This is a genomic window from Falsigemmobacter faecalis (assembly GCF_003863335.1).
GTDB lineage: Bacteria > Pseudomonadota > Alphaproteobacteria > Rhodobacterales > Rhodobacteraceae > Wagnerdoeblera > Wagnerdoeblera faecalis.
In genome coordinates, this window is record NZ_RRAZ01000016.1 from 14,418 (window position 1) to 38,184 (window position 23,767).

24 protein-coding genes and 2 pseudogenes are annotated in these 23,767 nt (G+C 60.5%); 21 read left to right on the plus strand and 5 right to left on the minus strand.

Going from position 1 to position 23,767, the window contains the following annotated elements:
• Complete coding sequence (locus EG244_RS12000; RefSeq protein WP_124965239.1) at window positions 1-1,374, minus strand: sensor histidine kinase; 1,374 nt, start codon at window positions 1,372-1,374, stop codon at window positions 1-3.
• Window positions 1,371-2,033: a response regulator gene (locus tag EG244_RS12005; RefSeq protein ID WP_124965240.1), complete on the minus strand. Its 663-nt coding sequence runs from the start codon at window positions 2,031-2,033 to the stop codon at window positions 1,371-1,373. Before EG244_RS12005 ends, EG244_RS12000 begins: the two co-directional genes overlap by 4 nt.
• Before the next feature lie 101 nt (window positions 2,034-2,134).
• On the opposite strand from EG244_RS12005, the gene EG244_RS12010 reads away from it, so the two are divergent.
• The 10 genes and pseudogenes from EG244_RS12010 (at window position 2,135) to EG244_RS12055 (ending at window position 10,739) form a co-directional block, all read left to right on the plus strand.
• Window positions 2,135-2,737: a DsbA family protein gene (locus EG244_RS12010; RefSeq protein ID WP_124965241.1), complete on the plus strand. Its 603-nt coding sequence runs from the start codon at window positions 2,135-2,137 to the stop codon at window positions 2,735-2,737.
• A 99-nt stretch (window positions 2,738-2,836) separates the two neighbouring features.
• The gene (locus EG244_RS12015; RefSeq protein WP_124965242.1) at window positions 2,837-3,715 is read left to right on the plus strand and encodes an MBL fold metallo-hydrolase; all 879 of its coding nucleotides are present in this window, start codon (window positions 2,837-2,839) and stop codon (window positions 3,713-3,715) included.
• Between the two features lie 3 nt (window positions 3,716-3,718).
• Complete coding sequence (locus EG244_RS12020; protein ID WP_124965243.1) at window positions 3,719-4,036, plus strand: ArsR/SmtB family transcription factor; 318 nt, start codon at window positions 3,719-3,721, stop codon at window positions 4,034-4,036.
• A 50-nt stretch (window positions 4,037-4,086) separates the two neighbouring features.
• Entirely contained in the window at window positions 4,087-4,515 is a 429-nt protein-coding gene (locus EG244_RS12025; RefSeq protein ID WP_124965244.1) for a YeeE/YedE family protein, read from the plus strand.
• 1 nt (window position 4,516) lies between these two features.
• Window positions 4,517-4,927: a DUF6691 family protein gene (locus EG244_RS12030; protein WP_124965245.1), complete on the plus strand. Its 411-nt coding sequence runs from the start codon at window positions 4,517-4,519 to the stop codon at window positions 4,925-4,927.
• 16 nt (window positions 4,928-4,943) lie between these two features.
• Window positions 4,944-6,689, plus strand: coding sequence for a SulP family inorganic anion transporter (locus tag EG244_RS12035; RefSeq protein WP_124965246.1), 1,746 nt, complete (start codon window positions 4,944-4,946; stop codon window positions 6,687-6,689).
• A gap of 37 nt (window positions 6,690-6,726) precedes the next feature.
• Window positions 6,727-8,406, plus strand: coding sequence for a protein-disulfide reductase DsbD (gene dsbD, locus EG244_RS12040; protein ID WP_158617297.1), 1,680 nt, complete (start codon window positions 6,727-6,729; stop codon window positions 8,404-8,406).
• Window positions 8,403-9,197, plus strand: a complete 795-nt coding sequence (locus EG244_RS12045) for a TlpA disulfide reductase family protein (RefSeq protein ID WP_124965248.1) — start codon at window positions 8,403-8,405, stop codon at window positions 9,195-9,197. The genes dsbD and EG244_RS12045 overlap by 4 nt, the downstream gene beginning before the upstream one ends.
• Window positions 9,197-9,913, plus strand: a complete 717-nt coding sequence (locus EG244_RS12050) for a L,D-transpeptidase (RefSeq protein ID WP_124965249.1) — start codon at window positions 9,197-9,199, stop codon at window positions 9,911-9,913. The genes EG244_RS12045 and EG244_RS12050 overlap by 1 nt, the downstream gene beginning before the upstream one ends.
• Window positions 9,914-9,984: 71 nt before the next feature.
• Window positions 9,985-10,739, plus strand: a pseudogene (locus EG244_RS12055) (IS5 family transposase).
• A gap of 112 nt (window positions 10,740-10,851) precedes the next feature.
• Here the strand turns inward: EG244_RS12055 and EG244_RS12060 are convergent.
• Together EG244_RS12060 and EG244_RS12065 are read right to left on the minus strand one after the other, a co-directional pair.
• Window positions 10,852-11,238 carry a c-type cytochrome gene (locus EG244_RS12060; RefSeq protein WP_199737948.1) on the minus strand — a complete coding sequence of 129 codons (387 nt, stop codon included), beginning with the start codon at window positions 11,236-11,238 and terminating at the stop codon, window positions 10,852-10,854.
• 133 nt (window positions 11,239-11,371) lie between these two features.
• A complete protein-coding gene (locus EG244_RS12065) occupies window positions 11,372-12,154 on the minus strand; it encodes a glucose 1-dehydrogenase (protein ID WP_124965251.1) in 783 nt (260 codons plus the stop codon).
• A gap of 409 nt (window positions 12,155-12,563) precedes the next feature.
• Here EG244_RS12065 and EG244_RS12070 point away from each other — a divergent pair, with 409 nt between their 5' ends.
• The gene (locus tag EG244_RS12070; protein ID WP_124965252.1) at window positions 12,564-12,956 is read left to right on the plus strand and encodes a group III truncated hemoglobin; all 393 of its coding nucleotides are present in this window, start codon (window positions 12,564-12,566) and stop codon (window positions 12,954-12,956) included.
• 123 nt (window positions 12,957-13,079) lie between these two features.
• On the opposite strand, the gene EG244_RS12075 is transcribed toward EG244_RS12070, so the two are convergent.
• Complete coding sequence (locus tag EG244_RS12075; RefSeq protein ID WP_124965253.1) at window positions 13,080-13,781, minus strand: VIT1/CCC1 transporter family protein; 702 nt, start codon at window positions 13,779-13,781, stop codon at window positions 13,080-13,082.
• A gap of 293 nt (window positions 13,782-14,074) precedes the next feature.
• On the opposite strand from EG244_RS12075, the gene EG244_RS12080 reads away from it, so the two are divergent.
• From EG244_RS12080 to EG244_RS12125, 10 genes and pseudogenes are all read left to right on the plus strand, one after another.
• Entirely contained in the window at window positions 14,075-15,991 is a 1,917-nt protein-coding gene (locus EG244_RS12080) for a heavy metal translocating P-type ATPase (RefSeq protein WP_233588998.1), read from the plus strand.
• Window positions 15,984-16,436, plus strand: a complete 453-nt coding sequence (locus EG244_RS12085) for a universal stress protein (protein WP_124965255.1) — start codon at window positions 15,984-15,986, stop codon at window positions 16,434-16,436. The genes EG244_RS12080 and EG244_RS12085 overlap by 8 nt, the downstream gene beginning before the upstream one ends.
• Window positions 16,437-16,789: 353 nt before the next feature.
• Window positions 16,790-17,157, plus strand: a pseudogene (locus EG244_RS12090) (transposase).
• A gap of 571 nt (window positions 17,158-17,728) precedes the next feature.
• Complete coding sequence (locus EG244_RS12095; RefSeq protein WP_199737950.1) at window positions 17,729-18,388, plus strand: hypothetical protein; 660 nt, start codon at window positions 17,729-17,731, stop codon at window positions 18,386-18,388.
• Window positions 18,388-18,951: a metallophosphoesterase gene (locus tag EG244_RS12100; protein WP_124965257.1), complete on the plus strand. Its 564-nt coding sequence runs from the start codon at window positions 18,388-18,390 to the stop codon at window positions 18,949-18,951. Before EG244_RS12095 ends, EG244_RS12100 begins: the two co-directional genes overlap by 1 nt.
• 40 nt (window positions 18,952-18,991) lie before the next feature.
• Complete coding sequence (locus EG244_RS12105) at window positions 18,992-19,498, plus strand: type II toxin-antitoxin system MqsA family antitoxin (protein ID WP_124965258.1); 507 nt, start codon at window positions 18,992-18,994, stop codon at window positions 19,496-19,498.
• On the plus strand, window positions 19,495-19,743 hold the full coding sequence (locus EG244_RS12110) for a 3'-5' exonuclease family protein (RefSeq protein ID WP_124965259.1): 249 nt from the start codon (window positions 19,495-19,497) through the stop codon (window positions 19,741-19,743). The genes EG244_RS12105 and EG244_RS12110 overlap by 4 nt, the downstream gene beginning before the upstream one ends.
• 32 nt (window positions 19,744-19,775) lie before the next feature.
• Window positions 19,776-20,009, plus strand: coding sequence for a hypothetical protein (locus tag EG244_RS12115; protein WP_124965260.1), 234 nt, complete (start codon window positions 19,776-19,778; stop codon window positions 20,007-20,009).
• A 313-nt stretch (window positions 20,010-20,322) separates the two neighbouring features.
• A complete protein-coding gene (locus tag EG244_RS12120) occupies window positions 20,323-22,359 on the plus strand; it encodes a TniQ family protein (RefSeq protein WP_124965261.1) in 2,037 nt (678 codons plus the stop codon).
• A gap of 307 nt (window positions 22,360-22,666) precedes the next feature.
• On the plus strand, window positions 22,667-23,581 hold the full coding sequence (locus EG244_RS12125; protein WP_199737952.1) for a HEPN domain-containing protein: 915 nt from the start codon (window positions 22,667-22,669) through the stop codon (window positions 23,579-23,581).
• Window positions 23,582-23,767 lie beyond the last annotated feature (186 nt).

Consider the following 23,767-nt stretch of genomic DNA (forward strand, 5'->3'; position numbering starts at 1 on the left):
CTACTGAAATCTCAGCGGTAATGCCAGTCTGGCCTCTTCGCCTCCGTCCGCGCGTGGCGCGAGGGTGAGAGAGCCGCCCAGGCGTAGTGCCGTAGCCTCGACGATCGAGAGGCCAAGGCCAGACCCTGTGCCGCTTTTGGGCCGTCCGCCGCGGAAGAACCGCTCGGTGATCTTGGGCCGGTCCTCATCGGGAATGCCGGGCCCGCGGTCGGCCACGCAGAGGAGGAGGGCGTCATCCTTTACGGCTGCCGTTAAGACCACTTCCTCACCCTCAGGGCTTGCCTGAAGCGCGTTCTCGACCAGATTGCGCAGGGCGGGCGCCAGCAGGGACCCGACACAGGCCATCTCGGTTTCTGACTGAAGCTCGAGCCTGAGTGTAATCCCTCGCAAGGCCGCCATATCTCTCAGATCCCGCAGCACATCTTTCACGATGGAGCCAAGCTTAGGACATGGCCCGGTCGGCTGCTCACTGGCCTCTGCTGCTGTCAGGTCCAGAAGCTGGCGTGCCAGCCGGTCGGTGCGTTCAACACCGCGAAGTATCTGGCGCAGGGCATGAGCACGCGTTTCTTCGTCCGGCGCCATTTTTGCGATCTGCGCTTGTGTTTTCAGCCCCGCAAGCGGCGTTTTCAGCTCATGCGCGGCAAAGGCGGTAAAGTCCTGTTCGCGTTCGCGCTGCCCCTCAACCCGGGCAAAAAGTCCGTTCAGGGCACCGATCATCGGGCTGAGTTCCCGCGGCACCCATTTGGTAGGAAGGGGTCGAAGGTCCTGCGCGCTGCGTGCTCGCAGCAGACGGGCAAACTCCGACAAAGGCTGCAGCCCGCGGCCGACGCCCAGCCAGATCAGCAGCGCGAGCGCAGGCAGGATCAGCAGGGCCGGGGCCAGAAGTCCCATAACCACCCCGCTCACCAGCCCGTCGCGCATTGCCAGCGCATCTCCCACCATCACCCGAATGCCAAGCGCTTCATCGACATAGGTATAAACGCGCCATTGCTGTGGGCCCGTCTCTGTCCGGATCTCTCTTTGCGAAAAGCCCGAAGCGGCCTCTGCGGCCAGAGGCTCCGAGGGTGCCCCCGCGCTTTCGCTTTTCAAACTGCCGTCCAGTCCCCAGACCTGACAGACAAGCTGGCGCGAAAACAGCGGCTCATCGGGGCCGAGAACACCCGCCACACCCGCCTGCGGGTCATGGACCGCACCGGGCAGGCCCTGCCGCCCGATGAGCGAGGCAACCATGCGGGCGCTTTCCTCAAGCCGGCGATCAAGCACATGGCTGACCTCCTGGCGGGTGGAATACTGAATCCAGATCACTGCCGAAAGCCAGACCATGCCGGTCGCGGCCAGCAAAGCGATGAAAAGACGCCGCCGGATTGAGATCATACCGGATCCGCCAGGCGGTAGCCCGCGCCGCGCAGGGTGCGGATGAACCCTGGTGCAAGGCGGGCGCGGAGTTTATGGATATGGACCTCTACGGTGTTGCTTTCGACCTCTTCCTGCCAGCCGTAGAGCCGCTCTTCGAGCTGCGATTTCGACAAGACGACCCCTGGATTTTCCATCAAAGCCTGCAGGATGGTAAACTCGCGCAGGCCAAACTGCACCGGCCGTCCAAGATATGTGCCCGACATCCGCGCCGGGTCCAGCACCAGACCGTTCCAACGCATCTCAGGGGCCGCGCGGCCCTGAGCGCGCCTTATCAGCGCGCGCAGCCGCGCTGCCAATTCGCTCAGATCAAAGGGTTTGGCGAGATAATCATCCGCCCCTGCATCAAGGCCCGCAATTTTCGCGGGCGTCTGATCGCGGGCGGTCAGCACCAGCACCGGCAGGCTGTTCCCGCGCCCGCGCATGTCGCGCAGAAGATCGAGGCCCGAGCCATCAGGCAGCATCAGATCAAGCACCATGGCCTCAAAACCCGGCTGTGCTAGCGCCTGCCGGGCATCGGCAAGGCTTTCAACCGCTTCGGTCGAAAACCCCTGCAGCCGCAGTCCGACCAGCAGGCCGTCGCGCAGCATCTCATCGTCTTCCACTATCAACAATCGCATCCGGGCACCTGTTCTGACGATGAGGCATTTCGCGGATCAGCCTTAAGCCTGACTTAAGCCGCAGCCGCAAGACAGAGCCGGATAGATCAGGAGAGTGTGATATGCTGACACGACGGGCGATGCTGACGATGACGGGCGGCTTTTTGCTGTTTCCCACGGCTCTTGCGGCGCAGAGCGAGGATGTGCAGGCGCTGACCCATACCCCCGATCAGCCGGTCCTTGGCAACCCGGACGGCGATGTCACGCTGATTGAGTTTTACGACTACCAATGCCCCTTCTGCCGGAAAATCCACGGCGAGGTCACCGATCTGGTGCGCCAGGACGATAAGATCCGTCTGGTGATGAAAGACTGGCCGATCTTTGGCGAAACTTCGATTTTTGCACATAAAGTGGGGCTCGCGGCGGTGTCGATGGGCAAGTATGAGGCCGTCCATGACGCGCTGATGAGACTTCCCGGACGGCGGCTGGAGGAGGCCGATATTGCCCGCGCCGCCAAATCCGTGGGCGTTGATGCCGAAGCTGCCGCCGCGCTTTTTGACAGGCAGGCCGACCGCTGGATGCCGCTGATCTGGCGCAATGAGCAGCAGGCGCAGCAGTTGGGGCTCCAGGGCACCCCGGCCTTCATGGCGGGCCTTGCGATCTATCCGGGGGCGGCTTCGCTGAGCACCCTGCGTGGGATGGTTCGGGAAGCCCGCAAAGGCTGAACCTTCTGCTAAAATTTATAATATAAAAAAGTATTGCATTATTTGTGGAGCGTCCTATCTTCCTCTCAGCAGCGGCGGGAACGCCTGATGGAGAAGATCATGACCCACAAACCCGAAGTGACCGGCTTTTTCGACAAGCGCACGTTCTCGGTGCAATATGTGGTGGCGGATCCCGCCACCAAACTCTGTGCGATCATCGATCCGGTGCTGGATTTCGACGAAAAATCGGGCCAGACCGCCACAGTGAATGCCGATACCATTTTGCAGTTTGTGCAGGACCAGGGCCTGACGGTGCAATGGATCCTCGACACCCACCCCCATGCCGATCACTTCTCGGCGGTCTCATATCTGAAGGCGAAAACCGGCGCGCCGATCGCCATCGGGGAAAAGGTTCGCGATGTGCAAAAGCTCTGGAAGGGCTTTTACAACTGGCCGGATTTTCCCGTAGACGGCAGCCAGTGGGATAAGCTTTTTGCCGATGGTGAAGCCTTTATGGTCGGTGAGATCCCGGCGCATGTCATGCTCTCTCCCGGGCATACCCTGGCCTCGGTGACCTATGTGATCGGCGATGCGGCCTTCGTGCATGACACTTTGTTCATGCCCGACAGCGGCACCGCGCGCACGGATTTCCCGGGGGGGGCGGCCAAAACCCTGTGGGACAGCATTCAGGCGATCTTTGCGCTGCCAGATGAGACCCGTATTTTCACCGGCCATGACTATCAGCCCGGTGGCCGTGCGCCGATGTGGGAAAGCACCGTGGCTGAGCAGAAGGCGAAGAACACGCATATGTCAGTCTATAAGACCGAGGCCGAGTTCATCGCTGCCCGCGAAGCCCGCGATGCCACCCTGCCGATGCCCAAGCTGATCCTGCAGTCGCTGCAGATCAACACCAATGCGGGCCGTCTGCCCGAGCCGGAAAGCAACGGGCGTCGCTATCTGAAGATCCCGCTGGATCTTCTGCAGGCACCCTGGGGATAAAAGATGAGTGACATCAAGGATGTGGTCCCGGCCATTGCGGCCCTCGAAGAGCGGGCGGCAGAGGCCACCGCTTTTCTGAAAAAGCTCGCCAATCAGGACCGGCTGATGATCGTCTGCACCCTGATTCAGGGCGAACGCTCTGTGCGCGAGCTGGAGGAAAGCCTTGGGCTGCGTCAGCCAAGCCTGTCGCAGCAGCTTGGTGAGTTGCGCCAGGCCGGGATGATTGAGGGCCGCAAAGAGGGCCGTGAAATGTTCTACCGCCTGGCCGATGAGCGCGTCTGCGCACTTGTCGGCACGCTCTACCAGATTTTTTGTAAGTAACGCCCAAAGGCCCCCTCCACTCGGGGCGGCCAGGCCGGGAAAGGTGTCTTATGACCGAATTTACTCCGCTTTTGTCCATGACCGGAGGCGCCCTGATCGGGTTCGCAGCCGTGCTCCTGATGGCTTTTCACGGCCGGATCGCCGGGATCAGCGGCATGTTGCAGGGTCTCCTGCCGCCTTTTGCCAAGGATTGGGGCTGGCGAGCGGCCTTCCTGGGCGGTGCGATTGCCGCTCCCGTGCTGATTGCCGCTCTGACCGGATGGCGGCCTGAGTTTGTGGCCCCCACGCCGAACCTCTGGCTCGTAATCGGCGGGTTGATCGTGGGTGTGGGCGTGCAATTCGCCTCGGGCTGCACCTCGGGGCATGGCGTCTGCGGCATGTCGCGGCTCTCGATACGCTCGATCCTCGCTACGCTGACCTTCATGTTTTCGACCGGCGTCACCGTTTACGTCGTGCGCCACATCCTCGGAGGGTTCTGAGATGCAGATCCTGATTGCAGCCGTCATCGGCCTGATTTTCGGTGCGGGCATCACCCTTGGCGGCATGATCAACCCGGCCAAAGTGCTGAACTTCTTTGATATTGCCGGCACATGGGATCCGTCTTTGGCCTTTGTGATGGGTTCTGCGCTGATTGTGACCGCCACCGGCTACCGCCTAGTCTGGAAGCGCCCCGCACCGGTCTTTGAGGCGAAGTTCCAGGTGCCGACCCGCAAAGACATCGATCCGGCCCTGCTCGGCGGCGCGGCCCTGTTTGGTGTGGGCTGGGGGATTGCCGGCTTTTGCCCCGGTGGCGCAATCCCGGCGCTTGGTCTCTTCGAGCCGCAGGCGTTTCTCTTTGTCGGCTCCATGCTGGCGGGGCTCTATCTCGCCAAAACCCTTCGCAAATCCTGATCTGAAAGTCTGAGAGATGTCGCGTCTGTCCAAATACCTGCCTATCCTGACCTGGTCGCGCAGCTACGACAGCGCGACGCTTTCCGCCGATCTTCTGGCGGCGGTGATCGTCACCATCATGCTGATCCCGCAAAGCCTCGCTTATGCCATGCTCGCAGGTCTGCCGCCCGAGGTGGGGCTTTACGCCTCGATCCTGCCGCTGGTGGCCTATGCAATTTTCGGCACGTCCAAAACTCTGGCCGTCGGGCCGGTGGCGGTGGTCTCGCTGATGACGGCCTCAGCCGTGGGGCAGATCGCAGCGGGAGGCACCGCGGATTACGCCACCGCGGCCGTCATGCTGGCGCTGCTCTCGGGTGCTATGCTGCTCGCCATGGGTGTGCTGCGTCTGGGCTTTCTGGCGAATTTCCTGTCGCATCCCGTCATCTCGGGATTCATCACGGCGGCGGGTCTGCTGATCACGGTGGGGCAGATCAAACATATCTTGGGCGTTGCAGGCGGGGGGGAGCATTTCTTTGACACCCTTCTGGCGCTGGCAGGCCAGATCGGCGCAGCAAATCCGGTCACCCTTGCCATCGGGCTTGGCGCTCTGGCTGCCCTTTACTGGGCGCGCAAGGGGATGGTGGGACTGCTGACGCGCATGGGGCTGGGCAAAGCCTTGGCCCAGATGCTGGCCAAAGCCGCCCCGATCCTGGTGGTGGCGGTGACATCGCTGCTGACCTGGCGCTTTGATCTGGGGACCCTAGGCCTGCGCATCGTGGGCGATGTGCCCGCCGGACTGCCGCTGCCTACGTTGCCCGCGCTGAACCTTGGGCTGATAGAAGCGCTGTGGATGCCCGCTCTTCTGATCTCGGTCGTGGGCTTTGTCGAGAGCGTCTCGGTCGCGCAGACCCTTGCCGCCAAACGGCGCGAGCGAATAGAGCCGGATCAGGAACTGATCGGGCTGGGCGCGGCCAATCTCGCCTCGGGGCTGGCAGCAGGCTTTCCGGTCACCGGTGGCCTTGCCCGCTCAGTTGTGAACTTTGAGGCCGGGGCCCGCACCCCTGCGGCGGGCGTCTTTACTGCCATCGGGATTGCGCTGGCGGCGATGTTCCTGACGCCTGCGCTTTACTATCTGCCCCAGGCCGTGCTGGCCGCGACCATCATTCTAGCGGTGCTGACGCTGGTGGATCTAGGTTCAATCCGGCGCAGCTTCCGCTATTCGCGCCCCGATTTTGCCGCCCAGATGGCAACCATTCTGGTCACGCTGGGCTGGGGGGTCGAGGCTGGGCTGATCGCGGGCGTCAGCCTCTCGATCGGGCTATACCTGTGGCGCTCGTCGCGGCCCCATATGGCCATCGTGGGCCAGGTGCCCGGGACCGAGCATTACCGCAATATCGACCGCCATGAGGTCCTGACCTGCGAAGGTGTCCTCTCGATCCGCGTGGACGAAAGCCTTTACTTCGCCAATGCCCGTGCGTTGGAGGATCGGATCAGCGCCGAAGTCGCCGCGAGGCCAGGCTTGCGCCATGTGGTGCTGATGGCCTCGGCCATTAACGAGATTGATGCCTCGGCGCTCGACAGCCTTTTGTCGATCAATGAGCGGCTGAGCGAGGCGGGGATCACTTTCCACCTCTCGGAGGTCAAGGGTCCGATGATGGACCGCCTGCAACGATCCGATTTCCTCAGCTGTCTGACGGGACAGGTGCACCTGAGTCATCATGCTGCCTGCTGTGCGATCCGGGGTGGCTGCACGCCGCGGGTCGGGGCCATCGGAAGGGCTTAAGTTTGGGTTAAGTCCAGAGGTTCAAAGGGGGCGCATGATGATATTGCGCCCCCTTTTGCTTTTCACCGCCCTTTGGCTTGCTGCCGCCCAGGGCGCTCTTGCCAACCCCATTCAACGCCTGAGCGACGGGCCGCTGCGCCCGGACCAGGCCTTTCGCTATGAGGTGATCCCCGGCGCAGAGGGGCAGGCGCAGATCCGCTGGATCATTGCGCCAGGCTATTATCTTTACCGCGATAACTTCACCGCCCGCGACAGCACGGGCAACGATCTTGCGCTGCAGACACCCGCCGGAGAGATCCGCGAGGATCTGAATTTCGGCGCGGTTGAGGTCTATCCCCGCGATATGACCCTGAGCATGAGCGGGGCCTACGGGCCCGTCACCTTGGGCTGGCAGGGCTGTCAGGACGATGGCATCTGCTATGCGCCCCAGAGCGCGATGATTGAGCTCCCGGGAACCGCCGCTGCCACCACCCCCGAGGCCGCCCCGCTGACTGAGGTCGAGATCCTCAGGTCCAAAGGCGGTATCCTTTGGGTGCTTGCGGGCTTTGCGGGCCTCGGGCTTTTGCTCTCCTTCACCCCCTGCAGCTTTCCCATGCTGCCAGTGCTCTGGGCCATGCTGGGCGGTGCGCCTGCAGGCTCGCGACGGGCGGTGGGGATTGCGGTGTTCTACGTCGCAGGCATGGCGGCGGGTTTTGCCATGATCGGGGCGCTGGCAGGATTTATGGGCGCGGGGTTACAATTCTGGCTGCAACAGCCGGTGGTGATCCTCTTGGTCGCTGCGCTCTTTGCCATCCTGGCTGCGGCCTCGCTGGAGCTGATCCCACTGAAAATGCCCGCGGCGGTGACGCAGCGTCTGCAGGTCATGGGCGGGCGCGGATCGCTGGCCGGGGCCGGGCTTGCGGGTCTGGCCTCGGTGCTGATCCTGGGGCCTTGCGTGACCGCGCCGCTGGCGGGGGCGCTGCTTTATATCGCGCGCAGCGGTGATGTGGCGCTTGGGGCGGCGGCGCTTGCCATGCTGGGGCTTGGGCAAGGCCTGCCGCTGATGGCTCTCGCGCTATTTGGCCGACAGGTGCTGCCCAAAAGCGGGGCCTGGCTCGGGGCCAGTCGGATCGCCTTTGCAGCCCTTCTGGCGGGGATGGCGGTCTGGCTGGCGGCGCGGGTGCTGCCGGGCCCGGTCGGGTTGTCCCTTTGGGCGCTGTTGGGCTTTGCCCTGGCCGCGGTTGTCTGGGGGCCAGACTGGCCGCGCCGCTTCGGGGGCATGCTGTTCTTCGCTTTGGGTCTTTTGCAACTTGCGGGCGCAGGCTCCGGCGGCTCAGACCCCCTGCGGCCTTTGGTCTTTGCTTCCCCCCTGGCCTCTGTCACCCCTTCACAGGTCGTGCGTAGTCCGGCTGAACTCAGGACCGCGCTGGCGGCGGCTGAGGGCCCGGTGCGGGCGGTTTATGTCACGGCTGACTGGTGCGTGATCTGCAAGGGGCTTGAGCGGGATGTCTTTCCCCGGCCCGCCGTGCAGCAGGCCCTGGCAGACCTGCCTTTTATCAAGGCCGATGTCACGGATTTTAGCGGCGAGGGTGGCGCGCTGGCGGAGGCTTTAGGTGTTATCGGCCCGCCGACGCTGGTCTTTCTGACTGACCAGGGCAAGGAACGCACCGCGCTGCGATTGACCGGCAGCTTCACCGCAGAGGCCCTCACGGACGCCCTGAGAAAAGCCAAAGAATGACGGATTTTGCCCTTGGTCCCTTCCTGATGTCCGGTGAACGGCTGATCTGGATCCTCGCGACGCTGGTTCTTTGGGTCGCAGCGGCGCTGGTCAGCCGCAAGGGGCGGCCCGATCTGAATCCCTGGGCCTTTCGGGCGGCGCTCGCGGGTCTGGTGGGCGCGCGGCTGGGCTTCGTGGCGCAGAATGCCGATGTCTATCAGGCGGATCCTCTGAGCATTTTTGCGATCTGGCAGGGCGGTTTTGCACTTTGGGGCGGTGTGGCGGGCTTTGCCGCCATGACGCTGCCGCTGATGTGGCGCAGGCGCGAGATGACGCCGTGGATCGCCGCCTCCACGCTTCCGGCTCTGACCATCCTGTTTATCCTGGGGCAGCTGCTACGCGCTCATGAGCAGTTTTTGCCGCAGGACCGGCCGTTCATTGATTTGGCCGGCACGCAGATGACCCTTGAAGGGCCTGCGGTGGTGAACCTTTGGGCCACCTGGTGCCCGCCCTGTCGGCGCGAAATGCCGATGATGGTCGAAGAGGCCCAGGCCAATCCCGATCTGCCGATCTATTTTGTGAACCAGGGCGAAAGCCCCGAAAAAATCCGCCAATACCTCAGCTCTGCGGGTCTGGTCATGACCCCGGTCCTGGACCCTTCGCTGGGACTGATGGCACAAACGGGCATTCTGGGACTGCCCGCTACCCTCTTCGTTGATGCCGAAGGGCGCGTGACCCGCGCTCACATCGGCGAAATTTCCCGCGCTGCTCTGCGGCAGGGCATATCTGATCTGAAAAAGGGAACCCCGTGATGCTACGCCGTCCTTTCCTGCCGGGCACGGCCCCCGGGCTGCTGTTTTTGGTGCTCGCGGCCTGTGCCGCGCCACAGCCGCCCGAGCCACCGCCTGCGCCCGCGCATCTGACGCCCGAGGTGCTGGCGCATTACGGCAGCCGCCCCGATGGCGAGGTGGAACTACCCGCAGTGCCTGCGCGCTATCTGTCTCCCGAGAACCTGCGCCAGGAGGTGAACTTTATCACTGATGAGCGCCCGGGCACCGTGATCGTCGATCCCTGGACTCGGCATCTTTACTATGTGCTGCCAGAGAACCGTGCCGTCCGCTACCGCGTGGCGGTGGGGGATGAGGGGCGGGCCTTCTCGGGCCAGGCGACCATCCCTTACAGCCGTTCTTGGCCGTCCTGGCGCCCGACTGAAAATATGATCCGGGAGTTTCCAGACCAATATGGTCCGCTGAGAGGCGGCATGGATGGCGGGTTGATGAACCCGCTCGGCGCGAGGGCGCTTTATCTGCATCGCGGCGGGAAAGACACATTCTACCGCATCCATGGCACTTCGGATGTGACTTCCATCGGCAATGCCACCTCAGCGGGCTGCATCCGCATGTTCCATCAGGATGTGATTGAGTTGGAGACGCTGGTGAAATCAGGCGCGAAGGTCGTGGTTCTCACCGAAGAACAATCAGATGACCTTTCTGCGCGGCAAGGGAGTAGTCCAAAGTTGGGCAGCTGATCAGCTCGGGTCCGGACCCATTGATTAGGCAATGATTTCATGGAGCAGGCTCTTGTCAGGAGGCCTGCTTCATCAGTGATCTTTTCTGGCTCAGTGGTGAGAAAATGGTGCGTCTTAAGCCGTTTTTTCCGAAGTCCCACGCCCGCTCTCGCGCTGATGACCGCCGTATTTTGAGTGGTATTATTTTCATAAATCGCAACAGTTTACGCTGTAAGGATGCTCCGGCTGAATTTGCCCCTGTGAAGAACCTTTATAACCGCTGGAAGCGATGGGGAGACACGGCGTGTTCGCGCGCATGATGCTGGGGCTGGCGCAGGTAGATGCCATCCGACCACCTTGATGATCGATGCGACTTATCTGAAGGTCCATCGAACCGCGTCGAGCCTCCGGCTGAGAAAGGAGGGTGCGGGCGCCTGATCGGCCGCACGAAAGCCGGCGCCAACACGAAAATGCATGCTCTGACCGATCGAAATGGCAAACCCCTGCGCTACTTTCTGAGCGCGGTCCAGGTCAGCGGCTACACCGGCGCAACAGATCTGTTCTGCTCGTTTCCTGAAGCCGATTTCCTGCTCGCAGATCGGGGGTATGATGCCGATTAGTTCAGAGATGCCCTGAAAAACAAAGGGATTACGCCCTCTATCCCTGGAAGAAAGTCTCGGGGAACACCGATCAAACATGTCCGGAGGCGCTATCGCCGCCGCGGCTGAATCGAGATGACGTTTGGAGACTGAAGGATTGGAGATGTGTCGCTACACGCTACGACAGGTGCCCCAAAGTATTCCTAAAGGCAATTATCCTCGCAGCTACCGTATTGTTCTGGTTATGATTCCTGACCCTAGGCACTATAAATGGCTCTGACACTATCGGTGCGGCCGACTTCGATGAGGTCAGCGATGCCGAGAAGGCCGCACAGATATCGGTCCGTAGGGGCGTGGGCCCTATTGCTGGATGGATTCTAGATAGCGCGTTAGCTCAACCAAGCGTTTGGGGGTGGGGGTAATTGTGCCATCACCTGCATCAAAAGGCACACTTTCACCTTCAAGCAACTGGCCGAATTCGGGCATGTCCGAAGCGGATCGGCCCATCGTATAGCCGTAAATCTTGCCCATCACCTGAAGACGCGGGAAGGTGCCGCCATTCTTGCTCGACAGCGTAGTCAGATTGGTGGCCTTGACCCCCGCGATGCCCGCTCCATCCGCGCCATGACAGCCTGCGCAATACGTCGCGAAATCGGACTCGGCCCGATTGTTCTGGGGTAGCGGCGCGCAGGCTGCCAGCACGGCCAGCCCCGCTGCGCCCAAGCCGACACTCAAAGTCCACTTCATATCGCTCTCCATTTGTCCTTTGGTCTCCGACCCTTTGGCAGCTCGCCTTGCCGCGCGTAACCCCGCGCTGGCCGGTCTGGGCTAAGTGGCGCCGCCTATCGCCCCCGCTCAGTCTCGGCGGCGCGCTTGCGGATCAATATTTGTTAGACTGCCCGCCATCGATCTCAATCACGGTTCCATTGATGAACTGCGCCTCGCCCGACAGCAAAAACGCGGTCAGCGCGGCGACTTCCTCCGGCTTACCGAACCGGCGCATCGGGTTCGGCTCTACGAACGTCTTGCCCACGCTTTCCCAATCTTCGCCCCCCATTTGCCGCAACGAGGCCTCAACCATGGGTGTCATAATCGCCCCTGGCGCGATTGCATTGATCTGAATGCCAAACTGGCCGTATTCGACGGCGCTGTTGCGTGTCAGCCCGACGACGCCATGTTTGCTTGCAGCATAGCCCGACTGATGCCCCACCCCGCGAATGCCGCCAACCGAGGCGCAATTCACGATGGCGCCATGGCCCTGACGACGCATCACCTTCAACACCTCGGCCATACCGAAGAACACGCCGTCGAGGTTAACCGAGATCACCCGATGGAATTCCTCGGCCCCGAAATCTTCGGTCAGGTTTTGGCGGCCTTCGATGCCGGCATTGTTGAAAAATCCGTCGATGCGACCGAAGCGCTGCAGGGTCTGCGCGACATAGGCTTGAACCTGTGAGAGCTGCGCCACATCGGCGGCGACAGTCACAGTCTCGGATCCCGCAGGAAGCGAGCGCACGGCGGCTGCCATGCCTTCGGGCGTCAGATCAACGAGTGCTAGTTTGGCACCCTCGGTCGCCAAGCGCTGAGCGGTCGCAAGCCCAAGACCCGAGGCGGCGCCGGTGATGAGGATAACTTTACCTTCAAAACGCTGCGTGTTGGACATGAAGAGCTCCTTTCACTCCTTTATGATCAAGCCGGGGCGGCTCGCCCGCGCCAGCACTTCAGCGGCCTGAATGCTCGGCAACAGGTAACGCCTAAAGGAAAGCTACCACGATGCCGACGCTACCAGCGGGCCGTGATACGCTGGACATACAATACCCTCCCGACCCCGGGTGCTCTTATGGCGAGGACGGGGACATAGGCGCACGATCATACGGATCCGAAACTATAGATATGACGCAGATCAATTTCATCTAGCGAAAATTCCGCTACACGTCGGGCCGCCAAGATCCGATAAATGGATTTGGCACATCTCTGATGTGAGTTCAGAAATCTTATGATGGTCGGGTCATGTTAGAAGCCATGCGCAGAGGAAACACTCGTGACACAGAGGCAGGTGAAAGGGGGCCAGCATGAATGCGCGTAGGTTTGAGATTACCGCCGAAGAAATCGGAGTGGTGGTCGCGCGCTTTTACGCAGACATTCGCCACCATCCAGTTCTTGGGCCAGTATTTGCACGGCACGTCACGGATTGGTCAGAGCATGAAAGCAGGATCATGTCTTTCTGGCGTAACGCGATCCTGCGCGAACAGGGCTACGATGGAAACCCCATGATCGTTCACAAAAAGGCAGGAGACATACGCGCCGAGATGTTTCCAATATGGCTGGACCTCTTTGATAAAGTGCTGGCTGCTAACCTCACAATCGATCAGGCCCACAATTGGTCAGCCCTCGCGCACCGGATTGGCAAGGGCCTCAGCTATGGGCTTGTGCAGGCTGGCGATCCCCCAAACCTCCGCCGCTGACAGAGAGGCAGCCGTTTCATCAGCCAAATCTTCGACAATGCCAGAGCCGTTAAGCCGGGCCCTTTTGAACTCTAAAATACCTTTCCCCCGATCCCCAGGAAGGGGGGATAGCCCCCTGCCTGCCTAGACCGCGACCCCAAAGAGCTTGCCGATAGCGGCGGTCACTGCCATCGCGGCACCGCCCCAGAAGACCACACGCAGTGTCGGTCGCAACAGCCTGGCCCCGCCGGCCCAAGCCCCGAGAGCCCCGAGAACTGCAAGCGCGAGCAGCGTCGTCACAGTAACCACGACGGCGACAGTTTCTGCGGGTGAGACGAGCGCTGCCAGCATCGGCACGGCTCCGGCCATAGTGAAAGTGAGCCCAGAGGCAAAGGCAGCCTGTAAGGGATTGGCGCTATGCACCTCAGAGAGGCCGAGTTCATCGCGCACATGGGCACCAAGCGCGTCAGCTTCGGTCAATTCGCGCGCGACAAGCGCTGCCGTCGCGGGCGAGAGCCCTCGGCTCTCCCAGATAGAAGCCAGTTCCGCCTCCTCCTCCGCGGGTGTCTCGCGCAGAGCCTGCACCTCACGGGCGATGTCAGCACCTTCAATATCCGATTGTGAGCTGACCGAGACATATTCCCCCGCCGCCATCGACATCGCCCCGGCGGCCAATCCCGCGGCGCCTGCAATCAACACCGCCTCTGCGGAAGGATTGGCGACCGCCACGCCCACGATGAGCGCCGAGATCGAGACGATCCCATCGTTGGCGCCGAGCACCGCGGCCCGCAACCAACCGCTGCGGTTGACGAAATGCACTTCTTCATGGGCTGACTGATAGGTCATGGCCGTCCCGCTCCAATTTCATACTGTCGATCTGACCCTGTAGATTCCAGGCCGCGCCAAAGCTTCACCGCTCATCCGCGCTCGATGGATTGAAACGCTGACGAGGCAATCGACTTCCTTAAACTTCCGGTAACAATGTAGGGTGAACCGGATCATTGCAATTGATCTGGGTCATAGCCGACGTTGGACGGAATGAATTATCGGCTCCTCATGCGCCGAACCCGCCGCATGCGTGTCAACACAGGAAGCTTCCTATGCCCAGCACCGCCCCTGTAAGTCTTGAAGAACGCCTCATGCTTCCCCTCACGCTTGCGGCGAGTTTCGGCATGGCGGCCGCCTTCTTCGGCACCTTCGTGCTGCCGGGGATCTGGCTCACGGCAGGGCTTGCACTTGTCTATCTTGCGGCCGGGCTTCCGACGGGGCTGCGCGCGCTTGGTGCACTTTTCAAGGACCACGTGCTCGACATCGACCTGTTGATGATCATCGCGGCTTTGGCCGCGCTTGCGGTAGGCGCCCCACTGGAGGGGGCGGTTCTCCTCACACTCTTCAGCATTTCGGGCACGCTGGAGCATCGCGCTATGGGCCGCGCCCGCCGCGCGATCGAGGCGCTGATGGCGCTGCGCCCCGAGACTGCGCTGCGGCTGAGCGCCACGGGCGCGACAGAGGAAATCCCCGTCGTGGCGCTTCGCGAGGGGGATTTGCTTGTCCTGCGTCCGGGCTCGCGCGTGCCCGTGGATGGCGTGCTTGTCACCGGCGAAGGCACGGTCGACGAGGCGACGATCACCGGAGAGTCGATGCCCGTCTCGAAGGCGCCCGGCGCGAAGCTTTTCGAGGCGACGGTCAACCTCAATTCCGTGCTGACCATGCGCGCAAGCGCCACCGTCGAAAGCAGCACCGTGGCGCGGATGATCGACATGGTGACCGAGGCCCAAGCCGCCCGCGCGCCGTCCGAGACCTTCAGCGCCTGGTTCGGGCAGCGCTACACCGTGGCCGTGCTTTTGGGGGCCACGCTGGCGTTTGTTGTTCTCTGGGGGATGGGGGCTTCCGCCTCCGACGCCCTCTACCGCGCTGCGGTGCTGTTGGTGGCAGCAAGCCCTTGCGCCGTGGTGATCTCGGTGCCCGCCGCCATGCTGTCGGCGCTGGCGGCTGCGGCACGGGGCGGCGTGTTGTTCAAAGGTGGCGCGGCGCTTGAAGCCTTGGCAGAAGTGAAGAGCTTTTCCTTTGACAAAACCGGCACCCTGACCACCGGAGTTGCAGAGGTCACCGACCTCACCTCAGAGACCCCCGAGGGGCGCATGCTGGCGCTGCTCTCGGGTTTGGAGGCGCAGTCCGAGCATCCGATCGCCGCCGCGATCCGGCGCCGGGCAGAGGCCGAGGGGCTTGCCCCCGCCGCCATTCGGGATGTGGTGACCCATCCGAGTGAAGGCATCACCGGGATCGACGAAGAGGGGCCGATCTGGGCCGGAAACCAGCGGATGCTGGAGCGGATGGGGGCACGTGCCGATACCGCCGGGGCTCAGCGGCTGAAGGCCTCTGCCCAAACCGTCACCTGGATCGGCCGCGGCGCGCAGCTGATCGGTGGTGTTACGGTGGCAGACCGCCCGCGGCCAAGCTCTGCCGCCGGGCTTTCGCAACTGCGTGCGGCGGGGGTGGCGCATCTGGCCCTGATGACCGGGGATCGCCGCCCGGTCGCCGAGCGGATCGGACGGGAGCTTGGCTTTTCAGATACGGAAATCAACGCCGAGCTCTTGCCTGAGGACAAAGTGAGGCTGGTTGCCGCGCTTGCGGAAAAAGGCCGAACGGCCTTCGTCGGCGACGGGGTGAACGATGCCGCAGCCCTTGCCCGGGCGGATGTCGGCGTCGCTATGGGGGTCGCGGGCAGCGAGGTGGCGCTGCAGGCCGCGGATGTCGCCCTGCTGTCCGAGGACATGACGCGCCTTGCCGCCGCGCGGAAGCTCGCTTTGCGCACACGCCGGATCATCCGGCAGAACCTTGGCTTTGCTCTGGCGATGATGGTGCTTTTGATGATCTCAGCGCTCTTCTTCGACCTACCCTTGCCGCTTGCCGTCATCGGTCATGAGGGGGGCACCGTTCTCGTGGTCCTAAACGGCTTACGGCTCCTTGCTGATCCGATCCGCAATGATCTCGGTGCGGCGCGAAAAGCGCCCTCGCATCCCTCCTCCCAACCTCAAGAGGTTTCTCATGTATAAGCACATCCTTATCACCACCGATGGCTCTGAGAACGCGGGCCTTGGCCTTGAGCATGGCCTTACATTGGCATCCTGCATCGGCGCTGCGGTAACGATCCTGACAGTGACGCCACCCTTTCCGATTGTAGCAGCGGCGATGGGGGCCGGGTCATACACGCCGGTGGCGGTGCTTGAGGGCTATGATCAGGCGCAGCGTGAAACGGCCGAGCGGATCCTTGAGGCCGCCGCAGAGCGTGCGAGACATGCGGGCGTTTCTGTAACGGCCCTGCACGTGCCCGATGCCACGCCTGCTGATGCTATCTTAGAGCGCGCCGAGGCACTTGGTTGCGATCTCATCTGTATGGCCTCTCACGGGCGGCGCGGGCTAAAGCGGATGTTGCTTGGCAGTCAGGCAACCGAGGTTGTCACCCGTTCCGCAATCCCCGTCCTGGTCGTGCGGGCCTGATACCCCTCGGCCCGCTGCGAAGCGGGCCGGGCCGAATACAGAAGGTTGGGATGACCCGAACACCTGCAGAATTCTGGCGAGATTTTCCTTCCTTTCGGGGGGAAAGAGAGTTCGCATGGAGCTCTGAAGCCTGCGGAAAACCACATGAGCGATGCGTGGCTATCGGATGCTACGAGCCCGCATGGTGTTCGCGGTAAGGTCCAAATCAACGCCGCGAGCTCGATTGTTCGTGCTGCACATCTGGTTCTCCTGATCTGTCCGCGACCGTTGCGCCAAAAGTCTCCTTGACGTGTTCACTGCGACCTCTCGCTGCGATCGGCGGCCTATGGTTAGGACCCATTGATTAGGCAATGATGAGTGATCTTTTCTGGCCCAGTGATGAGAAAATGGCGCGTCTTGATCCGTTTTTCAGAAGTCCCGCGGTCGCCCTCACCTTGTTGATCGCCGTGTTTTGCCTGGCATAATATTCATAAATCGCAATAACTTGCGCTGATACGAATACGGCCCGGCAAAGACGCTCTACAACCGTTGGAAGCGCTGGAGCCGGATCCGTGTGTTCAATCGCATCATTACTGGCCTGGCCGCCGAGGCTGCTGACGAGACGATGATCATGATCGGCAGACTCAAGGATTGGCGGCGCGTTGCGATCCGATACTACAGGTGCCCCGTCGTATTTCTCTCGGCCATACCACTTGCCGCAACTGTCCCCTTCTGGCTCTAAAAGTAATTAGCCTGGAGCCTAATATTTCTACGCCTCAGCATTTGTGATCAGTGGCTTCGGGTGCCAAGGCACGGCAGTAGGGAAGATGTATGTAGTGAAAGATCAAATCTGATAGCGAGCACAGACTTACCACCATCCCATCCGATCCGAGTAGCAGGCGCGACGCCCATCGCTGAAGCACATTTCACGCACCAGTCAGGCCTAACTATCGCAGGTCACGAATCAGACGCATGCGCTCGCTGGTGGTTCCCGGCAGCTCAGCCCCCCCCTTGGGTGAAGTATGGTCACGTGCTCAAAATGCAAAGAGCAACGCGAGCCGCTTCGTAACGCTTAACGGAAGTTTGGATGGCCCCAGGGGCGCTCCGGACCTCTGAGCATCTCCCCTTAGTTTCTCGTAATATATCAGCGCCGTAAGCGCAGTTTGGGTGAATAAGCGCTCAGGTTAGGGAGCAGGAAAATCTAATTCCCACTTCCGAGCCGCTTCGTAAGTGGTTGAATAGGTTAACTTGTTGAGATTTTTTGGGATGAGGTCTAGCGTTCAGGAGTGGGGCAACTGCCAAGGTAGATCATCATGACACGTCGGAGGATATTGCAGGCCGGAGACACCGGTCGGGCCGTTTGTCAGGATTGTGCCACGGTTGTTCCTGTAACCTACTGCTACCGCGATGTGCCCTTTCGAGAGATGCCGGGCAGCGCAAAAGGTATTCTGAGCGGGACCTGTGATCACTGTGGGACAGTCGTGCTGATCCCGGCGCAGAGTTCACCACATATCCGCTACTGGCTGGAGAAAACAACGCCACCTGTCAGGCTGATGGTCAGTCGGGCAGAGATGGAAATCTTCGATGCGGCGCTCGCTCAAATTCATCGCCGGCTGGTGCCTGAAGGCAGGGGTTCTGCCCTGATCTACGCGTTCCGGCAGTTGTCCCAGGATCCGGCCCTGCGCGAGCGGATCACCAACGCCTTACCGGCCTTTCAGGCGGAGATCTCATCCATCCTGCAGCGCGCCAGGGTGAAAAACCTGAAGGTTCCGACCCAGCAACTGCGGCTGAGTCTTTCACCTCAGCAGGCCATTGCGATCCGGGATCTTGCGGGAACCATGGGACTGACGCTGTCTGATCTGGGGCGTGCAGCCATACTTGTGTTCCGGGAAGCAGAGAAAGATCTCTCCGCCGAGCAACTCAGAAAGTTCAGAGCGGATGTCCTGGCACAGCGCTTTGAAAGGGTTGGATGATGGCTGTCTGGTATACCGCCGACCTGCACTTCGGCCATGACAACATCCTGTCCCATGCTGCGCGCCCGTTCCGGGATGTGCAGCACATGGATGCCAGCCTGCTGGAGACCCTTTGGAGCAAGGTCTTGCCCGAGGATCAGCTCTGGATCATTGGCGATTTCGCCTTTGGTCCCAAAGCAAAGGATGAGGCCTGGCTGTGGCAGATCTTCGGTCAACTGCCGGGAGCCGAGAAGCATCTCATCATAGGCAATCATGATGGCCCGATGACAAGGGATCTCCCCTGGGCCAGCGTGGCGCATATCGCCGAAGTTCATGATCCGGGATCTGATCTGCCGGTGATCCTCTGCCATTATCCGATGATGACATGGGAGGGCGCACGCAAAGGCGCGGTGCATCTCTTCGGCCATGTGCATGGCAGTTGGAAGGGCAGTGCCAACAGCATCAATGCCGGCGTCGATGTTTGGGATTACCAGCCGATCACGCTGCGTGATGCGCTTGCTCGCATGAAAACACTCCCACCGCATAAGCACTGGCAGGATGTTGAGCCCCGGACCAGGCGCTGACCCCGAAGGGCCGTGAGGAACGCCTCAGAAAGGAGCCGACATGAGCAAAGCGCCGGAAAGCATGAAACATCCCGAAACGGGCATCGCGCTCTACCGTGCGGTCAGGCCCGTAGCAGTCTTCTATGGCGAGACGTCAGAGACCGCAAATCTGCCCGGTTGGTTTCCCGAAGATCCCGCGCTGGTGGACATGGGAGTGCTCACTCCGGCCGATTGCAAGTTCTATGATCGGATCTTCAATAAGCTGAAGGCGCAGGCAGAGGGTTTCCTCACCCCCGCAGAGGTTCGGCGGATCCGGCGCCGACTGAAGCTTGGCGGCAGGCCCGTCACTCAGGTGATGGCAGGTGAGATCATCTGCGCCGACATGAAAGCGTTTCGCCGCTATGAGGCCGGCGACGCCGTCGTTCCACGGGAGGTGGACTGCGCACTACGGCTGCTCGATGAACGGCCGACAGCTCTCGCCATTTTGCCATTAGCGCAGCGATACTTGCAGGCGGCCGATCAAGGGACATCTCATCCGCAATTGGGCGGGATCGGAGAGATAGAATGAGCCTTTCTGCTGATACCACTACACTGCTGTTCCTGGACTTTGAGGCCTCCTCGCTCTCGCAGAACTCGTGGCCGATCGAGATCGGCTGCTCTCGACTGATCAATGGACAGACTGTTACGCGTTCATCGCTCATCAGGCCTGACCCGACCTGGGATCTGGATGACTGGAACCCGGCGGCGCAAAAGGTGCATGGGATTGCCCTGAACGATTTGCACGTGACGGTGCCCCGCCAGCTGTCGACGTAGCACGGCTGTTCTACCCCGACCTCAGCAGTTGCATGGTGTTCAGCGACCAGCCTGAATTTGAAACGCACTGGCTCAACAGGTTGCTCGCGGTCGCAGGCCTGGCGCCTGTTCCCGTGCAGCACTTCTCACAGGGGCTCGAAGAGATCCTCAACGACCGTCAGCTGGATTTCTATCATGAACGGCTCATGCGATTGCCCGCGCCGCACAGGACAGGCCCTGACAGCGCCCGTTTCACGGAGGCGCTGCGGTATGCCCTTACGATGTGATCGTTTCTTTCTGCCGTCAATATGTCGTGGCTGGCCCTTGCCACCTTGGTCAGGCAGCCCGCGCCTTAAGGTGACAGAAGACGGCGCGCCCGCCCTAAGGCCATGGGTCACAGGATGCGATAAAACAGCTGGAGCATGCGATTGTTATCTCATTCGCATGCTCCAGCTGGCTGACGCGCGGTTCCTATCTCTCGATGAAATCGCCAGCGCAGCCAAAATCGCAAAAATCTCATAGGCAGGTCTTGGGTTTTGGGGAAGCCTGCGTAAATCTCATTGTCCATTGCGGGCGTGGTCCAGATTTGGTGGAACTGCCATGAATTCTTTGCCCAGTTATCTTCCGGCTCCAGTGGAGAGGGAGACACTCCCATCCTATGTGTCGCGCGTTGCGCACAGCTTCGGTGTGAGCGTGAACACGTTCCTGAACGATGCCGGGCTTGGCAGAAATTTTTGTGCGCGACCTGAGCGGTCCGCAGCGCTTGAGGATTTTAAGCAGATAACCGGGCTGCGCTCCGAGGCTGTGGACATGCTGCTGCGCTGGACAGGCGTTGGCGTTGACGAGACCCACCTTGTTTTCGCAGATGCGGTGATGAACACCCGATCGCTTCGCAACCCGGTCGTGCGCGGCTGCATGGCATGCCTGCGCGACGATATCATGGCCGGCCACCTTGCCAGGCCTCTGACCTCTGCAGTCTACCGCGGACACTGGCAGCTCAGGGATTGTTTCGTATGTCTTAGGCATAGCCGTCTCTTGGACACGCTGTGGAGCGAGACCATGATGACGAGGCGCTACGACATCGGTCAGAACATTGCTGAACTCCTGCCTGGTCTTTGGGCCGCTGAGCCTGAGAAATCCGAGATAATCCCGACCAGCTTTGAGCATTGGCAGGACAGCAGGTTGGCAGGCACAAGCAGTGACAGCTGGCTCGATCAGCAATGTCTTCACGCCACGATTACTCTGGCGCCGTTGTTCGGAGCGGATATTCTGGCCTTGTCACTGGACGCTGCCACCTCCGTCGAGCAGATGCGGCTTGCCCAGCAGGTCGGTTATGAGGTGATGACTGGTGGCGCTGCTGCCATAAGCGATGCCCTAACTGATCTCGCCCTGACAAAGTCCAGTCCGGCTGCCGCGTTCAAACATCTGTTCCGTAAGCTATCTTGGGGGCAGACGCCTGAGGCCGGCTATCAGCCGTTTCGTTCCATCCTACGCGAGATCTGTCTGAAGCACTGGGCCTACGGAGAAGGCGAGATACTTCTGGGCGAGCCGGTCAAGCAGCGAATATACCATACGCTCAACAGCGCTGCAGCAGAGGTTGGTGTCTCACCGCGGCGAATGCGCATCATGCTTGAGGCGTCACTCTTCCCCCCGGGGGATAAGAGAACCGTGAGTATCGGCCGCATATTTACCCCAGAGGAGGTTCGCAAAGCGGCAGCAGGAGCAGCTACCCTGGACGGGCTGGATGATTACGCTGAGAATGCACGACAGGCGCAGTCTCTTGCTTCTGCGAGGCAAGGGGCACTGACTACGACATCGCGGGTCAGGCATTTCCTTGGCCTCTCTCGCGATCAGTTCGAATCCGTGGTTGCCTCTGGCCTTGTCACTCGTCATCGCAGGGCCTCCGAGGCACGTGCGTGCTGGAGGTTGCAAGATTGGGTGGAGCTTCTGGAAACCCTGCATGCCAGTGCAATCACGTGCGCGGTGCCGAGCCCAGACATGATGCCGCTGGCCTACATCGCGGTTCGCGTTCAAAAGGCAATCGGAGAACTGCTTGGTGCTGTAGTTGCCGGCAAGATCAAGATTTACATAGATCAATCTTCAGCCGCAGGCGGGGATGGCCGAGGCTTGGAAACTTTCAGGCTGTGTTTGCCCGAGGCAAAAGCCTGGGCCTTGGGCGCTGACACGGCGATTGATGCCGCCCCACCGAAATTGCTCTCAATAAGCCAGGTTGCGGCGAAGGGCCTCGTGCCGCGCGGCCAGGGATTTCCGCAACTTGTTCGAGACGGCCATACGCCATCAACCCGGAGAGAAATAATATCAGGTGGCCGGTTTGCCGCTTGGCTCTCGGACGAGGATGTCCAAGCGTTCAAATTGAAATACGTAACCGTGGGTGAAGTCTCGGACCTCTATGGAACGAACAAACGTGACGTATGCGCGTGGCTCCAGCAGTATGGGATCGTGCCGTTTTCGCCAGATGGCCAAGACTACGGCATGATCTGGCTGCGGTCAGATCTGGCCGCGCTAGAAAAGCCTGGGGTTCTGCCGCATCGGCGCAATCAGGTTAGTTTTTTCATGCGAACGTCTCTGGCGAGTGATTACTCAAGTCCCGTAGCTATCCGAGGGATGTCGAGGTGATCGCATAAAGTCGCGTTAACCACTTTCAGCCGCATCTGATCTGTTGTCGCTGAACGCGAAATCGAGCCGTGGGGCGCAAAAGGACCCGTGATAGCCGCTCACTCTTTGCATGAGGGTGCGGCTGTTACTATCGACGGTTAGCGGACGGTCGCGTGGACAAAATGCTGCTTCACAGTGTTCTCAGATATGCCGTCCAGATTGCTCCTCAGCAAGCACCAAAGTAGTTTGGCTTTGACACGAGACGAAGGTGGAGCACGCGAAAGCGCAGGCCCTCCACAGAGGCTGTAGCTTTGACGAGGATATTCCGATGACGCGCTTTTACTTCCCCCATCTCTTTCTAATCCCCTCTTCATCAGAAGAGGTTCTCCACGCACCCTTTGGGTTGCACCCGCGTAGATGGGATGTTTCTATTTTTGATTTGCATTCTCTAATAGCTGAAAAGCATCCGATACGGATGTCCGCGGAGCTCATTCAGATCTTCCTTCCGAAGGCCAATCTGGAGGTGTCGGTCGACGCAATAGATTATGCCGCGGCAAAGGATATTATCTCAACATTCCAAGCAATGTTGTATTTACTAAATATCAATCCAACAGTCGCGCCGTTCGCAACCAGTCATTCAATGAACGAATATGCCGGAATTAACTATAGAAGCTCCGATGCCCTCAAAGACAAACTACCAGAGGGTTTACGCAGTGGTATTACAGCAAAAAGCGCGCGAGTAGAAGGGTGGCCGCATGATCTTACTTTCTCTGTAATCCAAGGAGAAAGGATGTGCTACTCAGCGAATGTCGGTAGAGACGATTTTATCCAAGCCGCTGAGGCAGTGGAAATTTGGAGAGAAATTGAAGCGAAGTATGTCAAAGCTTCGATACTGCGTTCAGCGCTTGCCAAAGCTCCATTGATGCCCGACCAGTCATCTTCAATCCTTTCAATTTGGCAAGCGCTCGAGTCCGTTTTTGGAAAAGGCCCGGAGTTATCATTTAGGATGTCGCTTTCTTTGGCAGAACTCTGTGGTCCAATCGCTTCTCGTTCTGAAATTTATACTATGGCTAAGAAGAGCTACAAAGATCGAAGCGGAATCACTCATGGAGAATTGAGTTCTGCGAGTGCCGATCAATGGATGCGTGCTTGGAATTTGCTAAAGAACGCTGTTCGAGCCATTTTGCACAGAAGGGCGATTCCTACAGAGGATGAACTCTTCTCGGAATTGCTTTCTCGCTAAGGCTTATATCGGCATTGCCGCTTGGCTACGAGAAACATGCGTCTCTCACAATAGTTTGCGGCGGGCCAGTCAACGTAATAGGCTCATAGGCGCCGCACGCTCCCTCCTCGATACCGCAATGCGCTCCGTCAATTCTTAATTAAATATCGAACGCGCATTCAGCTGCCCCGCATGCTATCGAAGGAT